Origin of the sequence: Actinoplanes sp. CA-131856 (assembly GCF_050956135.1) — a bacterium.
Classification (GTDB): domain Bacteria; phylum Actinomycetota; class Actinomycetes; order Mycobacteriales; family Micromonosporaceae; genus Actinoplanes.
On record NZ_CP191849.1, the window covers coordinates 4559162 to 4580239 of the forward strand.

General features: G+C 72.1%; 27 protein-coding genes. 13 read left to right on the top strand and 14 right to left on the bottom strand.

Annotation, left to right across the window (positions count from 1 at the left end; genetic code table 11):
* Positions 1–46: 46 nt before the first annotated feature.
* The gene (locus ACQP2X_RS20995; RefSeq protein ID WP_498699455.1) at positions 47–367 is read left to right on the top strand and encodes an ArsR/SmtB family transcription factor; all 321 of its coding nucleotides are present in this window, start codon (positions 47–49) and stop codon (positions 365–367) included.
* On the opposite strand, the gene ACQP2X_RS21000 is transcribed toward ACQP2X_RS20995, so the two are convergent.
* Complete coding sequence (locus tag ACQP2X_RS21000) at positions 351–1610, bottom strand: tetratricopeptide repeat protein (protein ID WP_498699457.1); 1260 nt, start codon at positions 1608–1610, stop codon at positions 351–353. The two genes, ACQP2X_RS20995 and ACQP2X_RS21000, sit on opposite strands and share 17 nt — an antisense overlap.
* A 45-nt stretch (positions 1611–1655) precedes the next feature.
* Complete coding sequence (locus ACQP2X_RS21005) at positions 1656–2777, bottom strand: FAD-dependent oxidoreductase (RefSeq protein ID WP_498699459.1); 1122 nt, start codon at positions 2775–2777, stop codon at positions 1656–1658.
* A 75-nt stretch (positions 2778–2852) separates the two neighbouring features.
* Between ACQP2X_RS21005 and ACQP2X_RS21010 the strand changes: the two genes are divergently transcribed.
* Positions 2853–3590, top strand: coding sequence for a TetR/AcrR family transcriptional regulator (locus ACQP2X_RS21010; RefSeq protein ID WP_498699462.1), 738 nt, complete (start codon positions 2853–2855; stop codon positions 3588–3590).
* Here the strand turns inward: ACQP2X_RS21010 and ACQP2X_RS21015 are convergent.
* Positions 3547–5253: an IlvD/Edd family dehydratase gene (locus ACQP2X_RS21015; RefSeq protein WP_498699464.1), complete on the bottom strand. Its 1707-nt coding sequence runs from the start codon at positions 5251–5253 to the stop codon at positions 3547–3549. The two genes, ACQP2X_RS21010 and ACQP2X_RS21015, sit on opposite strands and share 44 nt — an antisense overlap.
* 79 nt (positions 5254–5332) lie before the next feature.
* Between ACQP2X_RS21015 and ACQP2X_RS21020 the strand changes: the two genes are divergently transcribed.
* The 5 genes from ACQP2X_RS21020 (at position 5333) to ACQP2X_RS21040 (ending at position 9681) form a co-directional block, all read left to right on the top strand.
* Positions 5333–6097: an IclR family transcriptional regulator gene (locus tag ACQP2X_RS21020; RefSeq protein ID WP_498699468.1), complete on the top strand. Its 765-nt coding sequence runs from the start codon at positions 5333–5335 to the stop codon at positions 6095–6097.
* Positions 6098–6230: 133 nt separating this feature from the next.
* A complete protein-coding gene (locus ACQP2X_RS21025) occupies positions 6231–7049 on the top strand; it encodes an SMP-30/gluconolactonase/LRE family protein (protein ID WP_498699471.1) in 819 nt (272 codons plus the stop codon).
* A gap of 19 nt (positions 7050–7068) precedes the next feature.
* Positions 7069–7920 carry a fumarylacetoacetate hydrolase family protein gene (locus ACQP2X_RS21030; protein WP_498700987.1) on the top strand — a complete coding sequence of 284 codons (852 nt, stop codon included), beginning with the start codon at positions 7069–7071 and terminating at the stop codon, positions 7918–7920.
* On the top strand, positions 7920–8918 hold the full coding sequence (locus tag ACQP2X_RS21035) for a zinc-dependent alcohol dehydrogenase (protein WP_498699473.1): 999 nt from the start codon (positions 7920–7922) through the stop codon (positions 8916–8918). Before ACQP2X_RS21030 ends, ACQP2X_RS21035 begins: the two co-directional genes overlap by 1 nt.
* A 13-nt stretch (positions 8919–8931) precedes the next feature.
* Positions 8932–9681 carry an SDR family NAD(P)-dependent oxidoreductase gene (locus ACQP2X_RS21040; protein WP_498699476.1) on the top strand — a complete coding sequence of 250 codons (750 nt, stop codon included), beginning with the start codon at positions 8932–8934 and terminating at the stop codon, positions 9679–9681.
* Here ACQP2X_RS21040 and ACQP2X_RS21045 read toward each other — a convergent pair.
* From ACQP2X_RS21045 to ACQP2X_RS21055, 3 genes are read right to left on the bottom strand one after another with little or no spacing between them, the layout of a single operon-like run.
* Positions 9659–10537, bottom strand: coding sequence for an NADP-dependent oxidoreductase (locus ACQP2X_RS21045; protein WP_498699478.1), 879 nt, complete (start codon positions 10535–10537; stop codon positions 9659–9661). The genes ACQP2X_RS21040 and ACQP2X_RS21045 overlap by 23 nt on opposite strands.
* A 4-nt stretch (positions 10538–10541) precedes the next feature.
* Positions 10542–10760, bottom strand: coding sequence for a hypothetical protein (locus ACQP2X_RS21050; protein ID WP_498651778.1), 219 nt, complete (start codon positions 10758–10760; stop codon positions 10542–10544).
* Between the two features lie 10 nt (positions 10761–10770).
* Positions 10771–11469, bottom strand: coding sequence for an HAD family hydrolase (locus ACQP2X_RS21055; protein WP_498699480.1), 699 nt, complete (start codon positions 11467–11469; stop codon positions 10771–10773).
* 121 nt (positions 11470–11590) lie between these two features.
* Between ACQP2X_RS21055 and ACQP2X_RS21060 the strand changes: the two genes are divergently transcribed.
* Positions 11591–11920, top strand: a complete 330-nt coding sequence (locus ACQP2X_RS21060) for a hypothetical protein (protein ID WP_498699482.1) — start codon at positions 11591–11593, stop codon at positions 11918–11920.
* Between the two features lie 3 nt (positions 11921–11923).
* Here ACQP2X_RS21060 and ACQP2X_RS21065 read toward each other — a convergent pair whose 3' ends face one another.
* The 4 genes from ACQP2X_RS21065 to ACQP2X_RS21080 are packed head-to-tail and all read right to left on the bottom strand — an operon-like array spanning position 11924 to position 14193.
* Positions 11924–12097 carry a hypothetical protein gene (locus ACQP2X_RS21065; protein ID WP_498699484.1) on the bottom strand — a complete coding sequence of 58 codons (174 nt, stop codon included), beginning with the start codon at positions 12095–12097 and terminating at the stop codon, positions 11924–11926.
* A gap of 56 nt (positions 12098–12153) precedes the next feature.
* Positions 12154–12969: a TIGR02569 family protein gene (locus ACQP2X_RS21070; protein ID WP_498699486.1), complete on the bottom strand. Its 816-nt coding sequence runs from the start codon at positions 12967–12969 to the stop codon at positions 12154–12156.
* Complete coding sequence (locus ACQP2X_RS21075) at positions 12966–13790, bottom strand: DNA-3-methyladenine glycosylase family protein (protein WP_498699488.1); 825 nt, start codon at positions 13788–13790, stop codon at positions 12966–12968. Before ACQP2X_RS21075 ends, ACQP2X_RS21070 begins: the two co-directional genes overlap by 4 nt.
* 46 nt (positions 13791–13836) lie before the next feature.
* Complete coding sequence (locus ACQP2X_RS21080; RefSeq protein WP_498699490.1) at positions 13837–14193, bottom strand: VOC family protein; 357 nt, start codon at positions 14191–14193, stop codon at positions 13837–13839.
* 65 nt (positions 14194–14258) lie between these two features.
* On the opposite strand from ACQP2X_RS21080, the gene ACQP2X_RS21085 reads away from it, so the two are divergent.
* Positions 14259–14696: a MarR family winged helix-turn-helix transcriptional regulator gene (locus ACQP2X_RS21085; protein WP_498699492.1), complete on the top strand. Its 438-nt coding sequence runs from the start codon at positions 14259–14261 to the stop codon at positions 14694–14696.
* Here ACQP2X_RS21085 and ACQP2X_RS21090 read toward each other — a convergent pair.
* Complete coding sequence (locus tag ACQP2X_RS21090) at positions 14693–15526, bottom strand: helix-turn-helix transcriptional regulator (protein WP_498699496.1); 834 nt, start codon at positions 15524–15526, stop codon at positions 14693–14695. The genes ACQP2X_RS21085 and ACQP2X_RS21090 overlap by 4 nt on opposite strands.
* Positions 15527–15629: 103 nt before the next feature.
* On the opposite strand from ACQP2X_RS21090, the gene ACQP2X_RS21095 reads away from it, so the two are divergent.
* On the top strand, positions 15630–16607 hold the full coding sequence (locus ACQP2X_RS21095) for an aldo/keto reductase (RefSeq protein ID WP_498699498.1): 978 nt from the start codon (positions 15630–15632) through the stop codon (positions 16605–16607).
* Here ACQP2X_RS21095 and ACQP2X_RS21100 read toward each other — a convergent pair.
* Together ACQP2X_RS21100 and ACQP2X_RS21105 are read right to left on the bottom strand one after the other, a co-directional pair.
* Positions 16604–17104: a carboxymuconolactone decarboxylase family protein gene (locus ACQP2X_RS21100; protein ID WP_498699499.1), complete on the bottom strand. Its 501-nt coding sequence runs from the start codon at positions 17102–17104 to the stop codon at positions 16604–16606. The genes ACQP2X_RS21095 and ACQP2X_RS21100 overlap by 4 nt on opposite strands.
* Positions 17101–17454 (bottom strand): hypothetical protein, encoded by a 354-nt coding sequence (locus tag ACQP2X_RS21105; protein ID WP_498699501.1) that lies wholly within the window; start codon positions 17452–17454, stop codon positions 17101–17103. The genes ACQP2X_RS21100 and ACQP2X_RS21105 overlap by 4 nt, the downstream gene beginning before the upstream one ends.
* A gap of 98 nt (positions 17455–17552) precedes the next feature.
* Here ACQP2X_RS21105 and ACQP2X_RS21110 point away from each other — a divergent pair, with 98 nt between their 5' ends.
* Genes ACQP2X_RS21110 through ACQP2X_RS21120 form a run of 3 tightly spaced genes read left to right on the top strand, consistent with a single transcriptional unit; the run spans position 17553 to position 19938 of the window.
* Positions 17553–18833, top strand: coding sequence for a glucose/sorbosone family PQQ-dependent dehydrogenase (locus ACQP2X_RS21110; protein WP_498699503.1), 1281 nt, complete (start codon positions 17553–17555; stop codon positions 18831–18833).
* 50 nt (positions 18834–18883) lie between these two features.
* A complete protein-coding gene (locus ACQP2X_RS21115) occupies positions 18884–19669 on the top strand; it encodes a hypothetical protein (RefSeq protein WP_498699504.1) in 786 nt (261 codons plus the stop codon).
* A gap of 50 nt (positions 19670–19719) precedes the next feature.
* On the top strand, positions 19720–19938 hold the full coding sequence (locus tag ACQP2X_RS21120; RefSeq protein WP_498699506.1) for a hypothetical protein: 219 nt from the start codon (positions 19720–19722) through the stop codon (positions 19936–19938).
* A 7-nt stretch (positions 19939–19945) separates the two neighbouring features.
* Here the strand turns inward: ACQP2X_RS21120 and ACQP2X_RS21125 are convergent, their stop codons facing one another.
* Complete coding sequence (locus ACQP2X_RS21125) at positions 19946–21076, bottom strand: MurR/RpiR family transcriptional regulator (protein WP_498699509.1); 1131 nt, start codon at positions 21074–21076, stop codon at positions 19946–19948.
* Positions 21077–21078: the final 2 nt, after the last annotated feature.

A 21078-nucleotide genomic window follows, 5' to 3' on the forward strand; every position in this document is an offset into this window, starting at 1 on the left:
CGAAGAAGTTGCAGTTGTTTGCAATTCGGGTCTTTATGGAGTGCGCGTGTCGGTGCCGCTGTATCAGGCGAAAGCGGAGATGTTCCGGGTGCTCGGCCATCCGGTCCGCATCCGCGTCCTCGAGCTCCTCCAGGACGGCCCGCTGCCGGTGCGCGACCTGCTGTCCGAGATCGACGTCGAGGCCTCGGGCCTGTCGCAGCAGCTGGCGGTCCTCCGGCGGGCCGGCGTGGTGGTCTCGTTCAGAGACAAAGGCCAGGTGATGTACGCCTTGAGCACCACCGCGGTGGCCGACCTGCTGGCCGCCGGCCGGCGCATCCTGCGCGAGGTGCTGACCGATCGCGACGAGCTCCTCAAGCTCCTGTCTTGATCACGGAGACGGCGCTGACCGGCGTGTGGTTGAGCCGGCTGAGGGTGGTGCCCTTGTCACCCCACGAGCCGTCGGTCCAGCGGGCTTCGCGCTCGGCGATCAGGGCGGAGTAGGTGGCGGCCGGCAGCCGATCTAGCCGCAGACTCCAGGCGATGCCGGTGCCTTCGGGCTTGGTGGATCCGAGATAGATCGTGTACGGCGCGGCGACGCCCTCGACGATGTCCACCTTCCCGTCGAGATAGCAGCGCCCGTTCACGCAGACGAGCACGGCGAGAACGGTGCCGGTCGCCTTGACATCGGCCGGAGAAACCGCGAACCGGGCGTCGAACGGATAGGGCACTTTGCTGCCGTTCGCCGGTGCCACGATGCGCGTTTTGGCGGGAGCCCCCGGCTTTGCCGGGGCTGTGGTTGCCGCGGGTGGCTTTGCGGGTGGTTTCGTGGCGGTCGAGGCCGTTTGCGGGTGATTTGTCGTCGGCGTGGCCGAGGCCGCTGTGGCCGGGGCGGTGCTCGTCGCCGGCGGAGCCGAGGGGACGGCGGGTGGGACGGCGCCGGGGACGGCGCCTGGTGGGTTCTGGGCCTCGACCCGCGCCGCGGCCCCCGTTGCGACAGGGGCGGCCGTCTGCATCGGATCTCCGGGGCGAGCGAGTATCGCCGTCGCCGCGATCACCGAGCCGACCAGGATTCCCGCCGCCGCGATGATCCACGACTTCCTGCTCGAGGTCCCCGGCGACCGGCCCAGATTCGTCGGCCCGGTGAATGTGAGGGCGGAAGCCGGCGAGCCCGATGTGGGCAGCGCGGCGGCGGGCCGGCTCGCGGCCGGCTCGTCGTTCAGATAGGCGCGGGCCCGCTCGACCGCCAAATGGTCCTGGCCCAGGGCCGCTGGGCCGTGGGTGGCCACCTCGGCGAAGCTGGTCCGGGCCACGTGGCGATTGCCCAGTTCCTCGGCCACGGTGGCCAGGTCGTAGGCCAGCATGACCGCGAGAGGATCGGCCGGTGGCAGCCGATGGCCCGCGGCCCGGGCCTCCTCTAGGAACCGCCGGGCGGCCATCGGGTCGCCGGCGCGGGCGTGCAGGGTGGCCAGGTCGCGCATGGCCGCCAGCAGCGCGGGATCGCCCTCGGCCAGGGCCGCGCGGTTGCTCTCCACCACTTGTTCGAGCAGGTCGCGCGCGCCCTCGGCATCGCCCGCCTCGGCCAGGTCCTGAGCCTTCTTCCGTGCCTGGGGGAGCGCGTTGATCTCGAACACCCCGCCATGCTGCCCGCCGGCGGCCTCCCGCGCCACCCCCTGAGCTCAGGAGGGCTGGGGCGCGGTGAACAGCGTGACCAGGCTTCCCGGGGTTCCGGCGCCGGTGACCATCTCGAAGTCGCGGGCAGCCTCGACGGCCTCCTCCTCCGAGCGGGGGAAGAGGGCACTCTCGTACTCCGCGAGGGAGGCCTCGACGTCGCCGGGGTGGGTGGCGATGGCCTTGGCCAGCTGGGCGCCGTCGTACATGGCCAAGTTCGCTCCCTCGCCGTTCGGCGGGGAAAGGTGGGCGGCGTCGCCCAGCAAGGTCACGCCGGGAGTGCGGGGCCAGCGGTGGCCGATCGGCAGGGCGAAGATGGGGCGCAGCACCGGCGCGGTCTCGCCGTCGGTGATCAGGGCGGTCAGCTCCGGCGCCCAACCGTCGAACTCGGCGGCCACCCGGGTGGCCGCCTCGGTGGCGTCGGTGAAGTCGATGGCGGCGAACCACTCCTGGGGGCGGGCCAGCGACACGTAGGTGTGCAGCACGCCGTTCGCCTCGCGGTGGGCCTGGATGCCCCGGCCGGGCTCGGGGGCCAGCAGCGCGCCCTCGCCGACCGCCTTCGCGGCGGCCGGGTGGCGCTCGTCGGCGTCGTACAGGTAGGTCTCGACGAACGACGTCCCGTAGTACTCCGGCTTGGCCGGGGAGAGCAGTGGGCGTACGCGTGACCAGGCCCCATCGGCACCGACCAGCACCTCGGCCGTGACGGTCGTGCCGTCGGCGAAGGTGACCTCGTGGCGGCCGTCGCCGAGCGCGCGGACGGCGGTCACCTTGTGGCCCCACCGCACGGTGCCCTCGGGCAGGGAGTCGAGCAGCATGCGCCGCAGATCGCCGCGGAGGATCTCGGGCCGGTGGCCGGTGCCGTCGTCTGGCTGGTCGAGCAGCACCGTCCCGTCGTGGGCGAGGACGCGCGTGGCCTCGGCGCCGGCGTGGATCAGGGTGCGGAACCGGTCGTACAGGCCGGCGTCGTGCAGGGCCTTCTGGCCGTTGTGCTCGTGGATGTCGAGCTGGCCGCCCTGGGTGCGGGCGGCGGCCGACTCGTCGGCCTCGTAGACGGTGGCGGCGATGCCGTTGACGTGCAGGACGCGGGCGAGCGTGAGACCGCCGAGCCCGGCGCCGATGATCGTGATCATGATGAGGACCCCTCTCCGTGGAACGTTGTTCCAGACAAGCTTGGAACGGCGTTCCGGACATGTCAAGATGGGTGCATGGCAGGTAGGACGCGGAACACAGAGCGGCGCGAGGACGCGCTCTCCGCCGAGCGCATCGTGGCCGCGGCGATCGAGATGCTCGACGAGGCCGGCGAGGGCGGGCTGACGTTCCGGGCGCTCGCGGCACGGCTGCGGACCGGCGCCGGTGCCATCTACTGGCATGTGGCGAACAAGGACGAGCTGCTCTCGGCGGCCACCGGCGAGGTGCTGGCCGGCGCGATCGCGGCCGAGGTGGCCGAGCGCACGCCCGAGGACGCCATCCGGGCGCTCGCGGCCGGGGTCTTCGACGCCGTCGACGAGCACCCGTGGGCCGGCGCCCAGCTGTCCCGCGTGCCGGTCCAGCCGGCCATGCTGCGTGTCTTCGAGCGCGTCGGGCGGCAGATTCAGGCGCTCGGCGTGCCCGCGGCCGACCAGTTCACCTGGGCCTCGGCGCTGCTCAACTACATCCTGGGCGTGGCCGGGCAGAACGCGGCGCTGGCCCGCGCGGTGGCGCCGGGCACGAACCGGCCGGAGTTCCTGGGCGCGATCGCGGCCGAGTGGGCGGGCCTGGACGCCGCCGAGTTCCCGTTCATCCGGTCCGTCGCGGGCCAGCTACCGGCCCACGACGACCGCGATCAGTTCCTGGCCGGCGTCGACCTGATCCTGGCCGGCGTCACCGCCCGGCGCCGGTCGGTGCCACGCCAGCAGGCGCTCAGTGCGACTCGCGTGACACCCGATCCCCGCTCGAGCCGATGAGGAAGTCGAGGTCGGCCCCGGTGTTGGCCTGGCCGACCGTGTCCACGTAGAGCTTCTCCCACCCGCGCTTCGGGGCGGCGAAGGCCTCGACGGTGGCCGCCGAAGGCGCGCGCGCCAGCAGCTCGGCGTCCGGGACGTCGACATAAAGCTGCCGGGCCGGCACGTCGAGCACGATCATGTCGCCGGTCCGCACCAGCGACAGCGGCCCGCCCGCGGCCGCCTCCGGCGCGACGTGCAGGACCACCGTGCCGTACGCCGTCCCGCTCATCCGCCCGTCGCAGATGCGCACCATGTCGCGGACGCCGAGCTCGAGCAGCTTGGCCGGCAGCGGCATGTTGGCCACCTCGGGCATGCCCGGATAGCCCTTCGGGCCACAACCGCGCAGTACGAGGACGGAATCGGCGGTCACCTCCAGATCCGGATCGTCGAGCCGGGCGTGCAGGTCCTCCACCGAGTCGAAGACGACCGCCGGCCCCCGATGTTGCAGGAGCGACGGCGACGCCGCGGCCGGTTTGATGACGGCCCCGTCCGGGGCCAGGTTTCCGTAGAGCACCGCGATGCCGGCGGCCGGGATCAGCGGCTCCTCCCGGGCCCGGATCACCTCACGGTCGTACACCAAAGCGGTTTCCAGATAGTCCGTCAGCGGCCGCCCGGTGACCGTCAGCGCGGCCGGATCGAGCAGGTCGCGGATCTCGGTGAGCACCGCGTGCAACCCGCCCGCCCGGTAGAAGTCGTCCATCAGGAACCGGCCGGCCGGCAGCAGGTCGACCAGCAGCGGCACCTCCGACCCGACCGCGTCGAAATCGTCCTGGGTCAGCTCGATGCCGAGCCGCCCGGCGATGGCGAGCAGGTGCACCACCGCGTTCGTCGATCCGCCGAGGGCAGCCAGCGCCACGATCGCGTTCAGGAACGAGCCCCGGCTCAGAACGGTCGACGGCCGCCGCTCCTTCTGCACCATCTCCACGATGAGCAGGCCGGTCTCGTGCGACATCTCCAGCAGGCGGCTGTCCGGCGCCGGGGTGCCCGCGATGCCCGGCAGCGTCATGCCGAGCACCTCGGCCAGCAGCCCCATGGTCGAGGCCGTGCCCATGGTGTTGCAGTGCCCGCGGCTGCGGATCATCGAAGACTCGGACCGGGTGAACTCGGCCGCGCTCAGCGTTCCGGCGCGCACCTCCTCCGAGAGTTTCCAGACATCGGTGCCACAGCCCAGGGGTACGCCTCGGAAGGTGCCGGTGAGCATCGGGCCGCCCGGCACGACGACGGCCGGCAGATCGACCGAGGACGCGGCCATGAGCAGCGACGGGATCGTCTTGTCGCAGCCGCCGAGCAGCACGACGCCGTCGATCGGATTGGCCCGCAGCATCTCCTCGATGGCCATCGCGGCCATGTTGCGCCACAGCATCGCCGTGGGCCGCACCTGCGTCTCGCCGAGCGACACCACCGGCAGGTTCAGTGCGATCCCGCCGGCCTGGTAGATGCCGCTCTTCACCGACTCGGCGACCTCGTTGAGGTGGGCGTTGCACGGGGTCAGGTCGCTCGCCGTGTTGGCGATCGCGATGTGCGGCCGGCCGTCGAAGGCGTCGGCCGGCAGCCCTCGCCGCATCCAGGCCCGGTGGATGTAGCTGTTGCGATCGTTGCCGCCGTACCACTCAGCGCTCCGCATGGCCGGACTCTAACCCCCTTCGGTACCGATGGAGAAGCCCTCTTTCACGATGACGGAACATCGGTCTAATATTCGGAACATGACCGAGACGCAGGACGAGGCACGACTGGTCGGCGCCGACCGCGTGCTGGCCGTCCTGGCCGAGCTCGCCCGGCACGCCGACGGCGTCGGTCTCGACGAGATGGCCCGCGCCATGGCCAGCCCCAAACCCACCGTGCACCGCGCCCTCGCCTCCCTGCGCCGGGCCGGTTTCGCGGCCCAGGACGGTCACGGGCGCTACGTGCTCGGCGACGAGTTCCTGCGCCTCGCCTTCGCCCACCACGAGGCCCGGCCCGACCACGTGCGGGTCCTGCCCGTGCTCCAGGCGCTCAGCGAGCGTTACGGCGAGACCGCCCACTACGCGACGCTCGACGGCCGCTGGGTCGTCTACCGCTCGAAACTCGACCCGCCGACCGGGGCCGTGCGCCTCTCCTCGGTCGTCGGCGGCCGCAACGCGGCCCACACGACGGCGGTCGGCAAGCTTCTCCTGTCTGGCATTCTCCGCAGTGAAGAGGCGGTGCGGGAGTGGATCGGCGACATTGCGCTGACGACACCCACGCCGACGTCGATCGGAACGGCCACCGCGCTGTACGCCGAGTTGGAGCGCACCCGGGAGCGCGGCTTCGGGGTCGACAACCAGGAGAACGAGGCGGGCGTGAACTGCCTGGCGGTGCCGGTGTTCCTGAACTCACCGTCGGCGCCGAGCGGGGCTGTGAGCGTGAGCGCGCTGGCTTATCGGACGCCGCTCGACCGGCTCGTCGAGGACGTGCCGGTGATCCGGGCGATCGTGGAGGGTACGGCATGAGCGGCTTGGGGCCGGCGTTGTCCACAGTTCCGCGTTGTCCACAGGCGCTCAGCGCGGACGGCCATTTTTCCGGGAGAATGACCAGCGGGGGCTCCCCCTTGGGAAGGGCGGGGTCGGCGTTGGGGGGCTTTCGATGATCTTTGAAGCCCGGGAAGCCTGCTCACAGACGTACACCCTGGGAGAAGGACCCCTCTGGGACCGCGACCGGAACCGGCTCCTCTGGGTCGACATCGAGGCCGGCCTGGTCTGCGCGGGCAAGCTCGACCGCCGCACCGACGCCGTCCGCGTGACCGAGACCTGGCAGTTCAACGATCTCGCCTGCGCGGTCGCCGTGGCCCGTGACGGCGACCTGCTCGTCGCGGAAAGACACCACTTGACCTGGGTACGCCCCGACGGCAGCCGCGAGCGCCTGGTCCGCGTGATCGACGGCGAGGGCAGCCGCCTCAACGACGGCGCGGTCGACCCGCAGGGCCGTTTCGTGGTCGGCGGCATGGCCCTCGACGGCCGTCAGGGGCAGGAGCGCCTGCTGCGCTGGGACGGCAGCGGCATCGCCGTGCTCGACGACGACCTGACCCTGTCGAACGGGCTCGCCTGGAGCCCGGCCGGCGACCGCCTCTACAGCATCGACTCCATCCCGGGTGTCGTCTACGAGCGCGACTATCCGGGCGGGGCGCGCCACGAGCTGTTCCGGATCACCGACGGGCTGCCCGACGGGCTGTGCGTCGACAGCGCCGGCAACCTCTGGATCGCCGTCCACGAGCGGGGCGAGGTGCGCTGCTTCACGCCCCGCGGTGAGCTTCTCGCCACCGTCACCGTTCCAGCGCCGAAGACGACCAGCGCCGCCTTCGCCGGGCCCGATCTCGACGTCCTCGTGATCACGGCCGCCGAGGGCCCGCTGTTCACCGCGCGGGTCGGCGCAGCCGGCCTGCACACGCCGTACTGGCACCACTAGGGAGAAACACGTGTTGCTCATGCGTATCGGCGCCCCCGGCGCCGAGAAGCCGGTCGTCCGCGCCGACGAGGGTCACTACGTCGACGTGTCCGACCTGACCGCCGACTTCGACGAGCGCTTCTTCGGTTCGGGCGGTCTGGCCCGCCTGGCCGAGCCGGTCGCGGAGCGGATCGCGACGGGAGACGTGCTGCCCTTCGGTGACGTCCGGATCGGCGCGCCGATCGCCCGCCCGCACCAGATCCTGTGCATCGGCCTGAACTACAGCGACCACGCGGCCGAGACCGGCGCCGCCGTGCCGGACGAGCCGATCCTGTTCACCAAGTCGCCGAACACGCTCATCGGGCCGAACGACGACGTCCGCATCCCGCGTAACTCCGTCAAGACGGACTGGGAGGTCGAGCTCGGCATCGTCATCGGCTCCCGGACGTCCTATCTGGACTCGGTCGAGCAGGCCCGCGACGCCATCGCCGGCTACGTGCTCGTCAACGACGTCTCCGAGCGTGAGTTCCAGCAGGAACGCGGCGGCCAGTGGTCCAAGGGCAAGTCGGCCGAGACGTTCAACCCGGCCGGTCCGTGGCTGGCCACGACGGACGAGATCGCCGACGTCCGCGACCTGGACATGTTCCTGGACGTCAGCGGCGTGCGCCGGCAGACCGGCAACACCAAGACGATGATCTTCGACCCGTACTTCATCGTGCACTACCTGTCGCAGTTCCTGGTGCTGGAGCCGGGCGACCTCATCAACACCGGCACCCCGCCCGGCGTCGGCCTCGGCATGAAGCCGCCGGTCTACCTCAAGCCCGGCGACGTGATGGAGCTCGGCATCGCCCGCCTCGGCACCGCCCGGCAGAACGTGGTCGGCCCCCGCTGATGCGAGCGCTCGTCTTCACCGGCCCCGGCAAGGCCACTGTCGAGGAGGTGCCGCCGCCGGTCGCCCAGCCTGGCCAGGTGGTCATCGACGTCGACCGGGTCGGCGTCTGCGGCACCGACGTCGAGCTGTTCACCGGGGCGATGAGCTATCTGGAGACGGGCGAGTCCTCCTATCCGATCCGGCCCGGCCACGAGTGGTGCGGCGTGGTCACCGCGCTCGGCGACGGCGTCGACCCCTCGTGGCTGGGCCGGCGGGTCACCGGCGACACGATGATCGGCTGTGGGCAGTGCCGGCGCTGCCGGCGCGGGCGCCACTGGGTCTGCGAATCGTTGCGGGAGCTGGGAATCCGCGGCCTGCCCGGCGCGCTGGCCCAGCAGTTGGCCTATCCGGCGCGGTTCCTGCACGCGTTGCCGTCCACAGTGGGCGTCGAGGCGGGCGCGATGGTCGAGCCGGGCGGCAACGCGCTGCGCAGTGTCCTGGCCGCCGACGTCGCGGCCGGCGATCGGCTGCTGGTGCTGGGCACCGGGACGATCGGGCTGCTGGCGGCCCTGTTCGCCCGGGCCCGGGGAGCCACCGTCCACCTGATGGGGTTGCCCGCGGGTCTGGCCAAGGCGCGCGAGCTCGGCTTCACCGACGTCTGGACCCGGGAGACGCTGCCGGACGGCCCCTGGGACGGCGTCGTCGACGCCACCAACGCCACGACGTCGCCTTCCCTGGCCCTGCACCAGGTCGAGCCGGGCGGGCGCGTCGTCTACATCGGACTCTCCTCCACCCCCAGCACGATCGACACCCGTTCACTGGTGCTCAAGGACGTCACCGCGGTGGGCATTCTGGGTGCGTCGGCCGGGCTCTCCGGAGCGATTGAGGCGTACGCCTCGGGCGCCGTCGACCCGCGGCCGCTGGTCGCGGCCACGGTGGGCCTGGAGGAGATCGTCGAAGTGTTCGAAGGCCGCCGCTACGACGGCGGGCCGAAGGTTCTCGTGGATCCACGACTGTGAAAGGCCCCTCGTAATGTCTGAATTCCAGGGACTGACCGCCATCGTCACCGGCGGCGCGTCCGGCATCGGCCTGGCCACCGCGCAGCTGCTGGCCGGCCGGGGCGCACAGGTGGCCTGCCTCGACCTCAACCCGTCGGTCGACAAGCCGCTGCTGGGGCTGAAGGCCGACGTCACCGACGACGCCTCGGTGCGCGCGGCCGTGGAGCAGGCGGCGGCCGAGCTCGGCGGCATCGACATCGTCGTCAACAACGCCGGCATCGGCGCCCAGGGCACGGTCGAGGACAACGACGACGCCGAGTGGCGGCGCGTCTTCGACGTCAATGTGCAGGGCATGGTCCGTACGAGCCGGGCCGCTCTGCCGTTCCTGAGGCGCTCCGAGCACGGCGCCATCGTCAACGTCTGCTCGATCGCCGCCACCGCCGGGCTGCCGCAGCGCGCCCTCTATTCGGCGACCAAGGGCGCGGTGCAGTCGCTGACCCTGGCCATGGCCGCCGACCACCTGCCCGAGGGCATCCGGGTCAACTGCGTGAACCCGGGAACCGCCGACACGCCGTGGATCGGGCGCCTGCTGGAGAAGGCGGACGACCCGTCGGCCGAGCGCGCCGCCCTCGCCGCCCGGCAGCCGAGCGGCCGCCTGGTGACGGTCGAGGAGGTCGCCGCGGCCATCGCCTATCTGGCGAGCCCGTTCGCCTCGGCCACCACCGGCGTGGCGCTGGCCGTCGACGGCGGCATGCAGGGCCTCAGGTTGCGTCCGCGGTCATAGTCAGCACCAGCTTTCCCCTGACCCCGCCACTCTCGAGGCGGCGGTGAGCATCGGCCGCCGCCGCCAAGGGGAAGGTGTCGGCGACCCGGGTCTTGAGCGTCCCGTCGGCCACGGCCGCGATCAGCTCACGCAGAGCATCGCGGTCGGGCTCGACGAGGACGAGGGTGTGGCCGTCGTCCTCGATCGGGCGGGTCGCCACTACCACTTCGCCCTTGAGGCCGCCCAGCGGAATCGCGTCGACCACGGCCGGCACCGGCCGGTCGAGCTCGGCCCCGCGCGGGATCACACTGTGCACGCCCAGCCCGCGCACCCATTCCTCGTCGTCGTGGGTGGCGCACGCGAGCACCATGTGGCCCCGCTTCAGCGCCAGCTGAGCGGCGAAGCCACCCACGCCGCCGCTGGCCCCGGTGACCAGGATCGTGGTCGGCCCGGTCAGCTCCATGACGTCGAGCGCCCGGTGCGCGGTGAGCCCGTTCAGCGGAACGGTGGCCGCCACGACCGGGTCGAGCCCGTCCGGCAGCGGCACCATCGAATCGGCGTCCACCGCGACCAGCTCGGCGTAACCACCGGTCTCGCCGCGGGTCAGATGCCACGGGATCATCCCGGCGACCCGGGTGCCGGCCGGCAGATCGCCGTCGCCGGTCACCACCTCGCCCGCGATGTCCCACCCCAGCCGGAACGGCGGCGGCACCGGCCCGCCCGGAATCTGCCCGACCCGGGCGGCGACGTCGGCCGGGTTGACGGTGGCGGCGAGGACCCGTACGAGAATCTGCCCCTCGCCCGGCACCGGATCGGGCCGCTCGACCAGCTGCAGAACCTCGGGACCGCCGAGCGCGGTGACCTCCACGACACGCATGGCTTTACCCGAGGACCTGGAGCAGCCGCCCCAGCTCCTGGTCGACGGCGCCGCGGTCGTATCCCCGAAGCGCCACGGAGAAGCGGGCCTCACTGATCGCCGTCCGCGCCGCCGCCTGCGACACCGAGTTCCCGGAGGCGAGCGCCTCCTCCGCGAGCGAGACGACCTGATCGACCTCGGTCCGGTTGTAGCCCCGCAGCACCACCACAAAGTCTCGAGACATGGACCACAATCTACGCTCTCCAGGCCATCCGCAGGACCGTCCCGAGCCCGTGCACCGCCCCTTCGGTCCGGGGCAGGATCAAGGTTCGGATCTTCAGGGGTACGCCACCGACATCATCCCGGACGCTGTCACCCACCATCAGCGCCCGCCGGCCGGGAACCCCGAGCACCTCCAGCGCGCGTTCATAGATGGCCGGATCGGGCTTGACGAGACCCACTTCAAAGGACAGCACCAAGCCGTCGAGCAGATCGTCGACGCCGCCCCGCTTGAGACAGGGACGAATGTCCACGGCGATGTTGGACACCACGACGGTCCGGACACCACGGGCCTTGAGCCCTCGAAGAACGGGGGCCGTGTCCTCGAAGACGGTCCACTGATCCGCCATCACCGCGTAGAGCGCGCCGATCAGCTCCGGGCCCACCCCAGGGCACAGCGCAACGGCCCGTCCGAAGACCTCCCGGTGAAGCTCCGGATCGAGATCACGCTCGCTGCCGGGGTCGATCGTGTGAGCGTGCCGCCAGATCTCGTCGAGATGAGCGGTCAGCGCGGCGACCTCACCCGCCTCCGGCACCGGCTCACCGCTCCCACTCTCCGCCAGATGGCGGAGCGCGTCGCCGACCCAGCGCCCGGCGTCACCCCCGTCGACCAGAGTGCCGTGAAAGTCGAAGATGACGCCGTCGATGGGCTCCGGTTCCGCGAGGCTGACCATGCCACAGGACCTTACGGCGGTAGCGCACGCGACCGAGAACGTCGCCCAGCCGGAACGCCTGGAGTGGTCTACATTCATTCCGCGGTCGGTCGCCGTACGTCGTCTACTGAAGGAGTACCGCGTGTCCGCGTACGGTCCAGCGATCTTTGTGTCCCGCCGTGACGGCGCTGATGTGACCGATGAGGAGTGGGAGCGGGTGCTCGGGCTGGTGACGGAGGCGGTGGCGCGGCTGCGGCTCAAGGACGAGAACGGGCAGCCGGCGCGGCCGCGACTGCATGGCGAGCCGCTGGGAGTTCTGCTCTACTCGGGCTATGTCTACGGCCAGATGCCGGCGCCGATCCAGCGGGATCAGGACGACATCTGGGTGGCCGAGGGGGAACGGGTCGCCGCCGAGGTCGAGAAGGCCGCGCCGGGCGTCTACGCGTTCGAGGCGTACGGCGTCGAGGACTGAATCTCAGGAGCAGTCGAAGCGGTAGGCGAACGGGCGGCCGGGGCACACCGGGCAGGTGAACAGGTAGATGCCGCCGACATCACCGAGCATGAGGCCGGCTGGGTTCTGCACGCGGCGCCCCGGGTGCTCGTCGCCGCGGGAGAACTCCCAGCTCGCCACCGTGAGCAGATGCTCCATCTCGGCGCCGCAGCCGCAGGACGGGGGCTGGGGCCGGTGGTACGCACCGGATGAGATCAGACGGCGACCGCGGTGGCGAGCTCGATGACCGGCTGGTACGCCTCGACCTGATACGGCGTCCATCCGGCGGACCCGAAGTTCTCGTCGTGCGTCACGATCCGGTAGATCAGGGCGCGGATGAGCATCTGGCCCCACTGCGGAAGGTCGGACCGGCCGGTGAGCAAGGCGGGCGGCGCGTCGTGCCGGCACAACGCGTCGGCGACGGCGACGGCTGACGCCCACGAGCGGGGCCGCCAATACACGGCCCAGTCGATGATGGCCGGTGGGAGACCGGCGGCGAACAGGACGTTGCCGAGCAGGTCGCCGTGCACCGCCTGTGAGACGAGGTCGACCGGGTGACGCGCATCCAGCAGGGGTTGCAGCAGTTTCATCGCCGCCGGGGATCCTTCGACGGGCGTCTCCTCCCACGCGACGCGATCCCCGTGGGACCAGGCGTCGTCGCGGAGATCCAAGAAGGCCGGCCGCCGCAGGCCGCTGATGGCCTCGTGGAAGGCGATTCCGGCCCGGAGGACATCGTCCGGGCGGCGGACGTCGGGCTCGCCCTTGACGAGACGGGTGGCCTCCCATCCGTCGGCCACCCAGGCGCCGTCCTCGGTCCGAACCGGCCGGGCGACTCTGAAGCCCGCCGAATCCGGCAGCTCGTCGAAGACTTCGGCGCGCCACAGCGTTTCCGGCAGAAACTCCACCGGCTTGACGACCAGCGGGCCGGCCGACCACGTTCCGCCTTTCCCGCCGGTCAGCAGGACCGGCTCCTCGGTGATCCCGAACGCGGCCAGCACGCTGCCGGGCGGGCGGTTGGTCGATGACGTCACGCCGGGATCGTAGGGTCGATCACGCCGGCTTGTCGCTCGAATACGGGGGCGGACTGGGCCCGCAGGTGGAAGGCGCCCCAGGTGCGGAAGGGGCGCCAGGCCTCGGACACCTGGTCCCGGGTGGCGGCGGCGCCGTAGAGCCGGGTGAGCTCGGCGGCGAACCGGGGCTCGTGGTGGGGGACGGCGTCGGGGTGGTTGGCGCCGCGCAGGACGACCAGCTCGGCGCCGAACGGGCCCAGGCCGGTGATCTCGCGGACGGCGGCGATGGCGGACGGGGCGTCCAGCGCCCGCAGGTGCCTCCCGTCGAGGCGGCCGTCCAGGGCGGCCTCGGCGACCGCGTGCAGATATTCGGTTTTGCGGCCGAACAGGTCGAGGTCGAGGGTGCGCAGTTTCTGGGGCGCGGGGAAAGCGCCGTCCTCGAGCAGTTCGGCGCGTTGCCGGGCCGCCTGCGTCCGGCGTACGCGCTGGGTCAGGACCGCCCACGCCGCGGCCTCGTAGGGGGAGAGGAAGCCGCACGGCCGAAGGCCGGACATGGCTTTCTGCGCCTCGGCCATGACCGGGTCGCGGTCGCCGACCGCCGGCCAGCCGCGGGCGTCGATGTCGAGGGACAGGAAGCGGACGACCTGGTCGGTGGCGGCGTCCAGGTCGCCGGGGCCCTCGACGGTGATGTGGGCGGCCGGGCCGTCCTGGCGGACGGTCGCGGTGGCCACGGTCCAGTCGTGCTCGGCGCGAAAGACGGTCCGCAGGGTGGAGGACGACGACGGCTGGTCGCGCAGGGCGGCCGGAGCGAAGCCTTCCCAGAAGGCTCGGCCGACGGCCAAGGACCAAGGGCCTTCGACATTGTGTACGGAGGTGAGCCGCGCCATCTCAGGCCTTGTCGTGGACGGTGATGGCGTAGCCGTCGAGGTCGCGGAACGTGAAGGTGCGCCCGAACGGGCCGTCCACGGGATCGGTGACGATCGGGACGCCGGTCGCGGCCAGGTCGTCGTGCAGCGACTGGGCGTCGTCGGCGAGCAGCCAGAGGGCCACGCCGGCGCCGGGGTGGGTGAGGTCGGTGCCGGGCAGCGGGGTGCGCAGGGCGAACGGGACGGGGCTGGTGCCGAAGACGACCGCATGCGGCGGGCCGGCGGCGCGGCGCAGGCCGAGGCGGGTCTCGTAGAAGTCGGCGGCGGCGTCGAGGTCGCGCACCTGCAGGGAGATGAAGTCTGGTCCGGTGATCGGCATGAGGATTCCTCTCGAACGTGGGTGTCAGGAGACTGACATGTACGAGAGTATGTCAGGATGCTGACATGACGCAAGGTGTAGGGGACCTGGACCGGTCGGTCGGCTATGCGCTGAAGCTGGCCGCGTCGGCGCTGCGGGCGGCGATGGAGGCGGCGCTGCGGCCGCTGGGGCTCACGGTGTCGCAGTACTCGTGCCTGGAGGTGCTGGGCCAGCGCCCGGGCCTGTCCGCGGCCGAGTTGGCCCGCGCGGTCTTCGTCACCCGGCAGTCGATGCACGCGCTGCTGCTCGGGCTGGAGGAGCGCGGCCTGCTGGAGCGGGCCGCCACGGCGCCGCAGGGCCGCGCGCTGCCGACCCAGCTGACCGGCGCCGGCCGGGCGATTCTGACCGAGGCCAGCGCCATCGTGGCCGGGGTGGAGCGCCGGATGACGGCGGCCTTCGACCGGGCGGCGGTCGGCCGTCTGGTGGCCGATCTCGCCGCCTGCGCGGAGGCGCTGAACGATTAGGCGAACTCCTCGACGCCCAGGACGCCCAGCAGGGCCAGGCGCTCGCGGGTCTCGGCGTCGGCCGGGGTCAGCACCAGCAGCTCCTGGCCCAGGTCGGGGGTGACCAGGGTCTCGCAGTCCATCACCAGGTCGCCGACCCGCGGGTGGGTCAGCGTCTTGCGGTCCATCCGGCGCACCGCCACCTCGTGCTCGGACCACAGGGCCCGGAACTCGTTGCTGGCCGCTGTCAGCCGGGCCACCAGGCGCTCGACGACCGGGTCGCCGGCGCGGCGCCCCGCCACCGCGCGCAGGTCGGCCACGAGCTGGCGGGAGTGGTGCCCGGCCTCGGCGTCCGGGCGTACGCCGCGGCTCGCCGGATCGGTGAACCAGCGGTAGATCATGTAGCGGTCGTCGCCGGTGAAACGGGTCAGATCACCGGCCATCAGGCGGCTCATCCGGTTCTGCGCGAGCACCACGCCCAGATCCGACAGCACCATGGCCGGGGTGTCGCCGAGCAGGTCGAGCATGCGCAGCAGACCGGCGCGGGCCAGGCGGGCCACGCCGTCGGCGGGCGGCGGCTGGTGGCCGGCCAGGTGGAACAGGTGGGTGCGCTCGTCGTCGGAGAGCCGCAGGGCCCGGGACAGCGCGGTCAGCAGCTGGGCCGACGGCTGGCTGCTGCGGCCCTGTTCGAGGCGGACCACGTAGTCGACGGACATGCCGGCCAGCATGGCCACCTCCTCGCGCCGCAGCCCGGCCGTGCGGCGGCGGGGGCCACCGTCGATGCCGACCTCGGCCGGGCGGATCGCCTCACGGCGGCGGCGCAGGAAGTCGGCCAGCTGCTCACGTTCCATGCCGTCCATGCTGCCGCGCCACGGCGGCGCACATCCAGGGAGCGGCACTCCCACGATCAAGACTCCGCTTTTGTACGACGTCACGGGCGCCCACGCTCGATCCATGAGGAATCAACAGCTGGGGCGCACGGGCCCCGTGGTGTCGGCGATCGGCCTGGGCGCGATGGGAATGTCGGGCGGCCCGTACGGCGAGGCCGACCGCGGCGAGAGCATCGCCACCGTGCACGCGGCCTTGGACGCCGGGGTGACGCTCGTCGACACCGGCGACTTCTACGGCATGGGCCACAACGAGCTGCTGCTCAACGAGGCGCTGCGCGGCCGCGACCGGGACAGCTACGTGCTGAGCGTCAAGTTCGGGCAGATGCGCGGGCCGGGCCCGGTGGCCGGGCCGCAGGACGCCCGCCCGGAGGCGGTGCGGAACTTCCTGGCGTACTCGCTGACCCGCCTCGGCGTCGACCACATCGACATCTACCGGCCGGCCCGGCTCGACCCCACCGTCCCGATCGAGGAGACCGTCGGCGCCGTCAAGGAGATGGTGGAGGCCGGCTACGTACGGCACATCGGCCTGTCCGAGGTCGGTGCGGAAACCATCCGCCGGGCCCACGCCGTCCACCCGATCGCCGATGTGCAGATGGAGTATTCGGTGTTGTCGCGGGCCGTCGAGCCCGAGGTCCTGCCCACGCTCCGCGAGCTCGGGATCGGCCTGACGGCGTACGGCGTGCTCGGCCGTGGTCTGATCTCGGGTCATTGGAGCCCCGGCCGGGGGGTGCGCGGCCCGCGCTTCGCGCCCGGGAACGTCGAGCACAACCTGGCGCTGGTCGACCAGCTGCGCCGCGTGGCCGAGGCCAAGGGCTGCACGGTGGCCCAGCTGGTCATCGCCTGGGTGGCCGCGCAGGGCCCGGACATCGTCCCGCTGGTCGGCGCCCGCACCCGGTCCCGCCTGGCCGAGGCGCTGCCGGCCCTGGACGTCAGCCTGACCGGGGACGAGCTGGCCGCGATCGAGCGGGCCGTGCCGAAGGGCTCGGCCCGGGGCGACCGCTACCCGGCGGCGTTCATGAGCGCGCTCGGCGTGGGCAACTAGTTGTAGACCTCGGTCAGTGGCACCTGGAGCACCGTGTTGACCCGGCTGAACGTCCAGTAGTAGCCGATGACCTGGAGCACCTCGACGATCTCGCGGGGCGTGAGCACGGCCCGCACCGAGGCGAACAGCTCGTCGCCGACGGTCGGTCCGGCCAGCACGGCCCGGGTGAAGCGGAGCAGCGTGCGGTCGTGGTCGGAAAGCAGCGGATCGTCGAAACGGCCGCGCCGGATCAGGTCGAGGACGGAGGGCTCCAGGCCGGCCCGCAGCGCGATCGGCTCGTGCTGGGCCAGCTCGAACGAGCACTCCTGGGTCACCGCCACGGTCAGGACGACCAGTTCGCGGGAGCGGGCCGGGAGGGCCAGCGACGCGAACTGGGCGCGGGCCAGCTGGATGAACAGCTCGACGGTGGCGGGGGAGTGGCTCAGCATCTTGACCATCGGGTCGGGCGGCACGCCGGGCGGCAGCGACGCCGGATCGGGGTCGGGGAGGCGGATCACGGCTGCGCCACCTCGATCCCGGTCTCGGAGAGCTGCTCGAACCGCCCGTCGGCGGCGAGCGTCCCGAAGACGTACACCTCCCGCTTGAGTTCGCTGCCGTCGGTCATGGTGACCTCGTAAATGTGCCGCTCGGCGTAGTGGCGGCCGTCGGTCAGCTCGTCCAGGACCGTGACGGTGCCGCTCCTGATGCGATCGCGGAGCCCGGCCGCCATGGCGGCGAAGGCCTCCCGGTCCATGAGCTTGCCGTCGCTGCGGTGGGTGTACGTGGGGGAGTAGTAGCGGTCGAGGGCGGCGGCCAGATCGGTCCGTGGTTCGAGGGCCACGTCGCGCAGGGCGTCACTGATACGCATGCCCGGAACGACGCTAAACGGACCGGTGGGTTCACCTTTGTGATGGCCGTGACGGCCAAAACGCCCCCGGGGCCGGTCCCGTGTGCGACAAACAGGGCATGACGAGGTTCGTGCAAGTGTTCGGCGCCGTCCTCGGGCTGGTGCTGGGGCTGGTGCCGGCGGCGCTTCCGGAACCGCCGTTCACCATGCGGGTCGTGGCCGACGGCCTGGAGAATCCGTGGGAGGTCCTCAGAGGACCGGACGGCTTTCTGTGGGTGACCGAGCGGACGGCCGGGCGGGTGACCCGCGTCGACCCCCGGACCGGGGCGCGCGCGGTGGTCGGCACGGTGCCGAGCCGGGCCGCCGGCACGCAGGACGGGCTGCTGGGGATGGCGCTCGACCTGCCGTACGTCTTCGTCGCCTACACGAACGGGCCGCTGAACGTGCGGCGGTACACGTACGACGCCGCACGCGGGACGATGGGCGATCCGCGGGACGTGATCGTCGGGCTGCCGGCGACCATCGACCACGTGTCGGGGCGGCTCGTGCTGGGGCCCGACGGCAAGCTCTATCTCACGGTCGGCGACGGCGGCGCCAACCAGTTCGAGCGGGCCTGCGACGCCAACCTCGCCCAGGAGCTGCCGGTCTCGGCCAGTGACTTCACGCGTTATCAGGGCAAGATCCTGCGGTTCGGCCCGGACGGCTCGGTTCCGGCCGACAACCCCTTTCTTGCGGGTGTACGCACTCACGTGTACTCCTATGGACATCGCAACGCCCAGGGGATCGCGTTCGACTCGGCCGGCCGGCTGTACTCGACCGAGCAGGGGCCGAAGTCCGACGACGAGCTGAACCTGATCCGGCCCGGCGGCAACTACGGGTGGCCGCGCGTGGCCGGATATCGCGACGACAAGGCGTACGTCTACGCGAACTGGTCGGCCGCGCCGGACTGCCGGAGCCTCACCTTCAGCGACTACCGGATCCCGCCGTCCGTTCCCCGGCAGACCGAGTCGTCCTTCACCGAACTCAGCTTCGTGCCGCCGCTGCGGACGTTCTTCACCGTGGCCGCCGACCACGACTTCGAGGGGGAGTGCGGGCACCTCTGCTGGCCGACGATCGCCCCGTCCAGCGCCGAGGTCGTCGACTCGGCGGCCATCGACGGCTGGGAGGGGTCGGTGCTCATCCCGTCGCTGAAGAACGGAGCGGTCTACCGGGTGGACCGCTCCGGGCGGACGGAAGCCCTGTGGCGCACGGTCAACCGCTACCGCGACGTGGCCGCCGGCGAGGACGGCCGCACGTTCTACGTGGCCACCGACGCCGCCGGGTCCACCAACGACCTGACCGGCCGGCCGACCAGCCGGCTGGGCAATCCGGGTGCCCTCCTCGAGTTCACCGCGGGCTGACGTCCCGCGCGACGGTCGTGCATGATCAGGGTGTGGCCACCGTCCCCGCTGTGCGGAGCACCGACGCCCTCGCCGCCGACGGGAGCGGAGCGCTGACCGGTCTCTTCCCCGGCGGAGAGCACGTGTTTCCGGTCGGCCGGGCCGAGGTGTGGGCGCTGGACGCGGCGGTGCGAGCCGCGTTGTCGGATCATCGCGCGGCGGGACAGGCCACGCCGGGGTTCGCGGGTGCGCTGACGGCCTACGTGCGGGAGCGGCTCCCGGCGTTCGAGGTGGGCCTGCTGGCCGAGCGCGTGTGGTTGACCGGTGACGCCCTGACCGAGGTGGCCGCGGCCCTGAAGATGCCGGAGCATGCGGTCGAGCTCCCGAAGGTGGCCCGGACGACTCTCGTCCGGGCCGCTGCCAAAATCGCCGCCCTCCGGGATCTGGGTGCGCCGGAGGTCGTCGTGGAAACCGTCCGGGCCCACGCGGTCGAGGCCGCCTCGCCCGGATGGCGGCCCCCGGTCGACCCGGAGCTCCTGGTGCCCGATCCGGTCGAGGTCGCGTCCCACGTGGACGTGGAGCGATGGCCCGGGCACCCGCCCGTGGCCGGCGCCGACATCTCCCACCTGGTGCTGCTGGCCGCCCTCTGCGCCGTCGGCCCGGGCGTCGCCGCGATCGGCCCCGCCGCTGCCGCGAGTGGGCGATGGCGGCCGGTCGGCGGGGAAGAAGCCGAGGCGAGGCCTGGTCGTGCGGGGGACATCGTCGTGGTTCCGGTGATCGATCGGGAGACGCTCGCGCGGCTGGAGTTCGCCGAGACGGCGGGCGGCGCGGTGCTGGCGGTCACGCTGAGCGGGTGAGGGCCATCTTGCTTCCGCCGGCAACCGGATCGTAGGCCACACTTGGACCCATGATTAGCGAGGATGTGGTGTCGGTCGCGGTCGTCTCCAGCCGGTCGGAGGCGGAGATCATCGCAGGTCTGCTGCGCAGCTACGGGCTGAAGGTGGGCGTGTCCGCGGACGACGCGGGCCAGCAGGAACCGCAGTTACAGCTCAACGGCGTGCACGTGTACGTCGCCCCCGGAGATGAGGCAGAGGCCCGCGAGATCCTGTCGGCGTCCGGTCAATAGGACGGGGTCAGTAGACCCAGCGGTCCACGAGCGCCTCGTGAGCTTCGAGGCGCTCCTGGGTCCTTCCCGGGTCGGTGGCGGCGATCGCGTCGAGCAGGCTGACGGCCAGCACCACCACCGCCGCGTGGGAGTCGAAGACCAGCCCGGTGCCGACCGGGGCCACCAGAAGCACGTCGGCGTCCCCGGCGAAGGGCGCCAGCGCCGTGTCGGCGATCACCACGGTGGTCAGGCCGAGCCCGCGGGCGAGCCGCATGGCCGAGACCGTTGCGGCCGGATAGCGCGGCATGGCGAAGAACAGCGCCGCCGTGGCGCCCTCCTGCCGCAGTTGCAGGACGAAGTCGCCGGCGCTCCCGGCATCGGTGCACACCTGAACCGCCGGAAGCGCCCGTCGGGCGAAATATCCGAAATAGTCGGCGAGGGCGGCCGAGGCGCGCAGTCCGACCACACCCAGGGGAGAGGTCGCCGCGAGGGCTTCGACGGCCGCGGGCAGGTGCCGGGCGGCCCGCGCCAGCCCGGCGACATTCGCGGTCTCCTGATCGATCGCGCTGTGCCGGGGAGACGGCACGCGGGCGCCGGGAGACGGCACGCGAGCGCCGGGAGACGACGCGGGGGCGCCGGGCGAGGGAATGCGGGTGCCGGGCGAGGGAATGCGGGCGCCGGGCGAGGGCGCAGTGAAAGTGCCCGCAAAGGAGGTGCCGTCGGCAGCGCCGCCGCTCGGGGAGGGGCCATCGGCAGTGGGGCCGCTCGAGGAGGTGCCGTCGGCGGAGCCGGTCGCCGAGGAGCCGGTCGCTGCGGAGGTGGTCGCCGAAGGGTCGGTCGCCGAAGGGTTGTCGGTGGAGGAGCCGGCTGGGGAAAGGGCCGCCGCGGACAGGCCGGTTGCGGGAGGTGTGACCGACGACAGCACCACGGCGCGCAGGGCGGCGCGGAAGTCCGGGTAGCCGGCGAAGCCGAGGGCGGTCGCCAGCCGGGTCACGGTCGGCTGGCTCACGCCGGCCCGCTTGGAGATCTCGATGGTCGACAGGAACGCCACGTCCGGGAACATGCCCAGCATGCGCTGCACGATCTGCCGCTGCGAGGGCGAGAGCCGATGCCGCCGGGCGAGGTCGAGCAGCCAATCCTCAGCCTGTCCGATGTCCATCC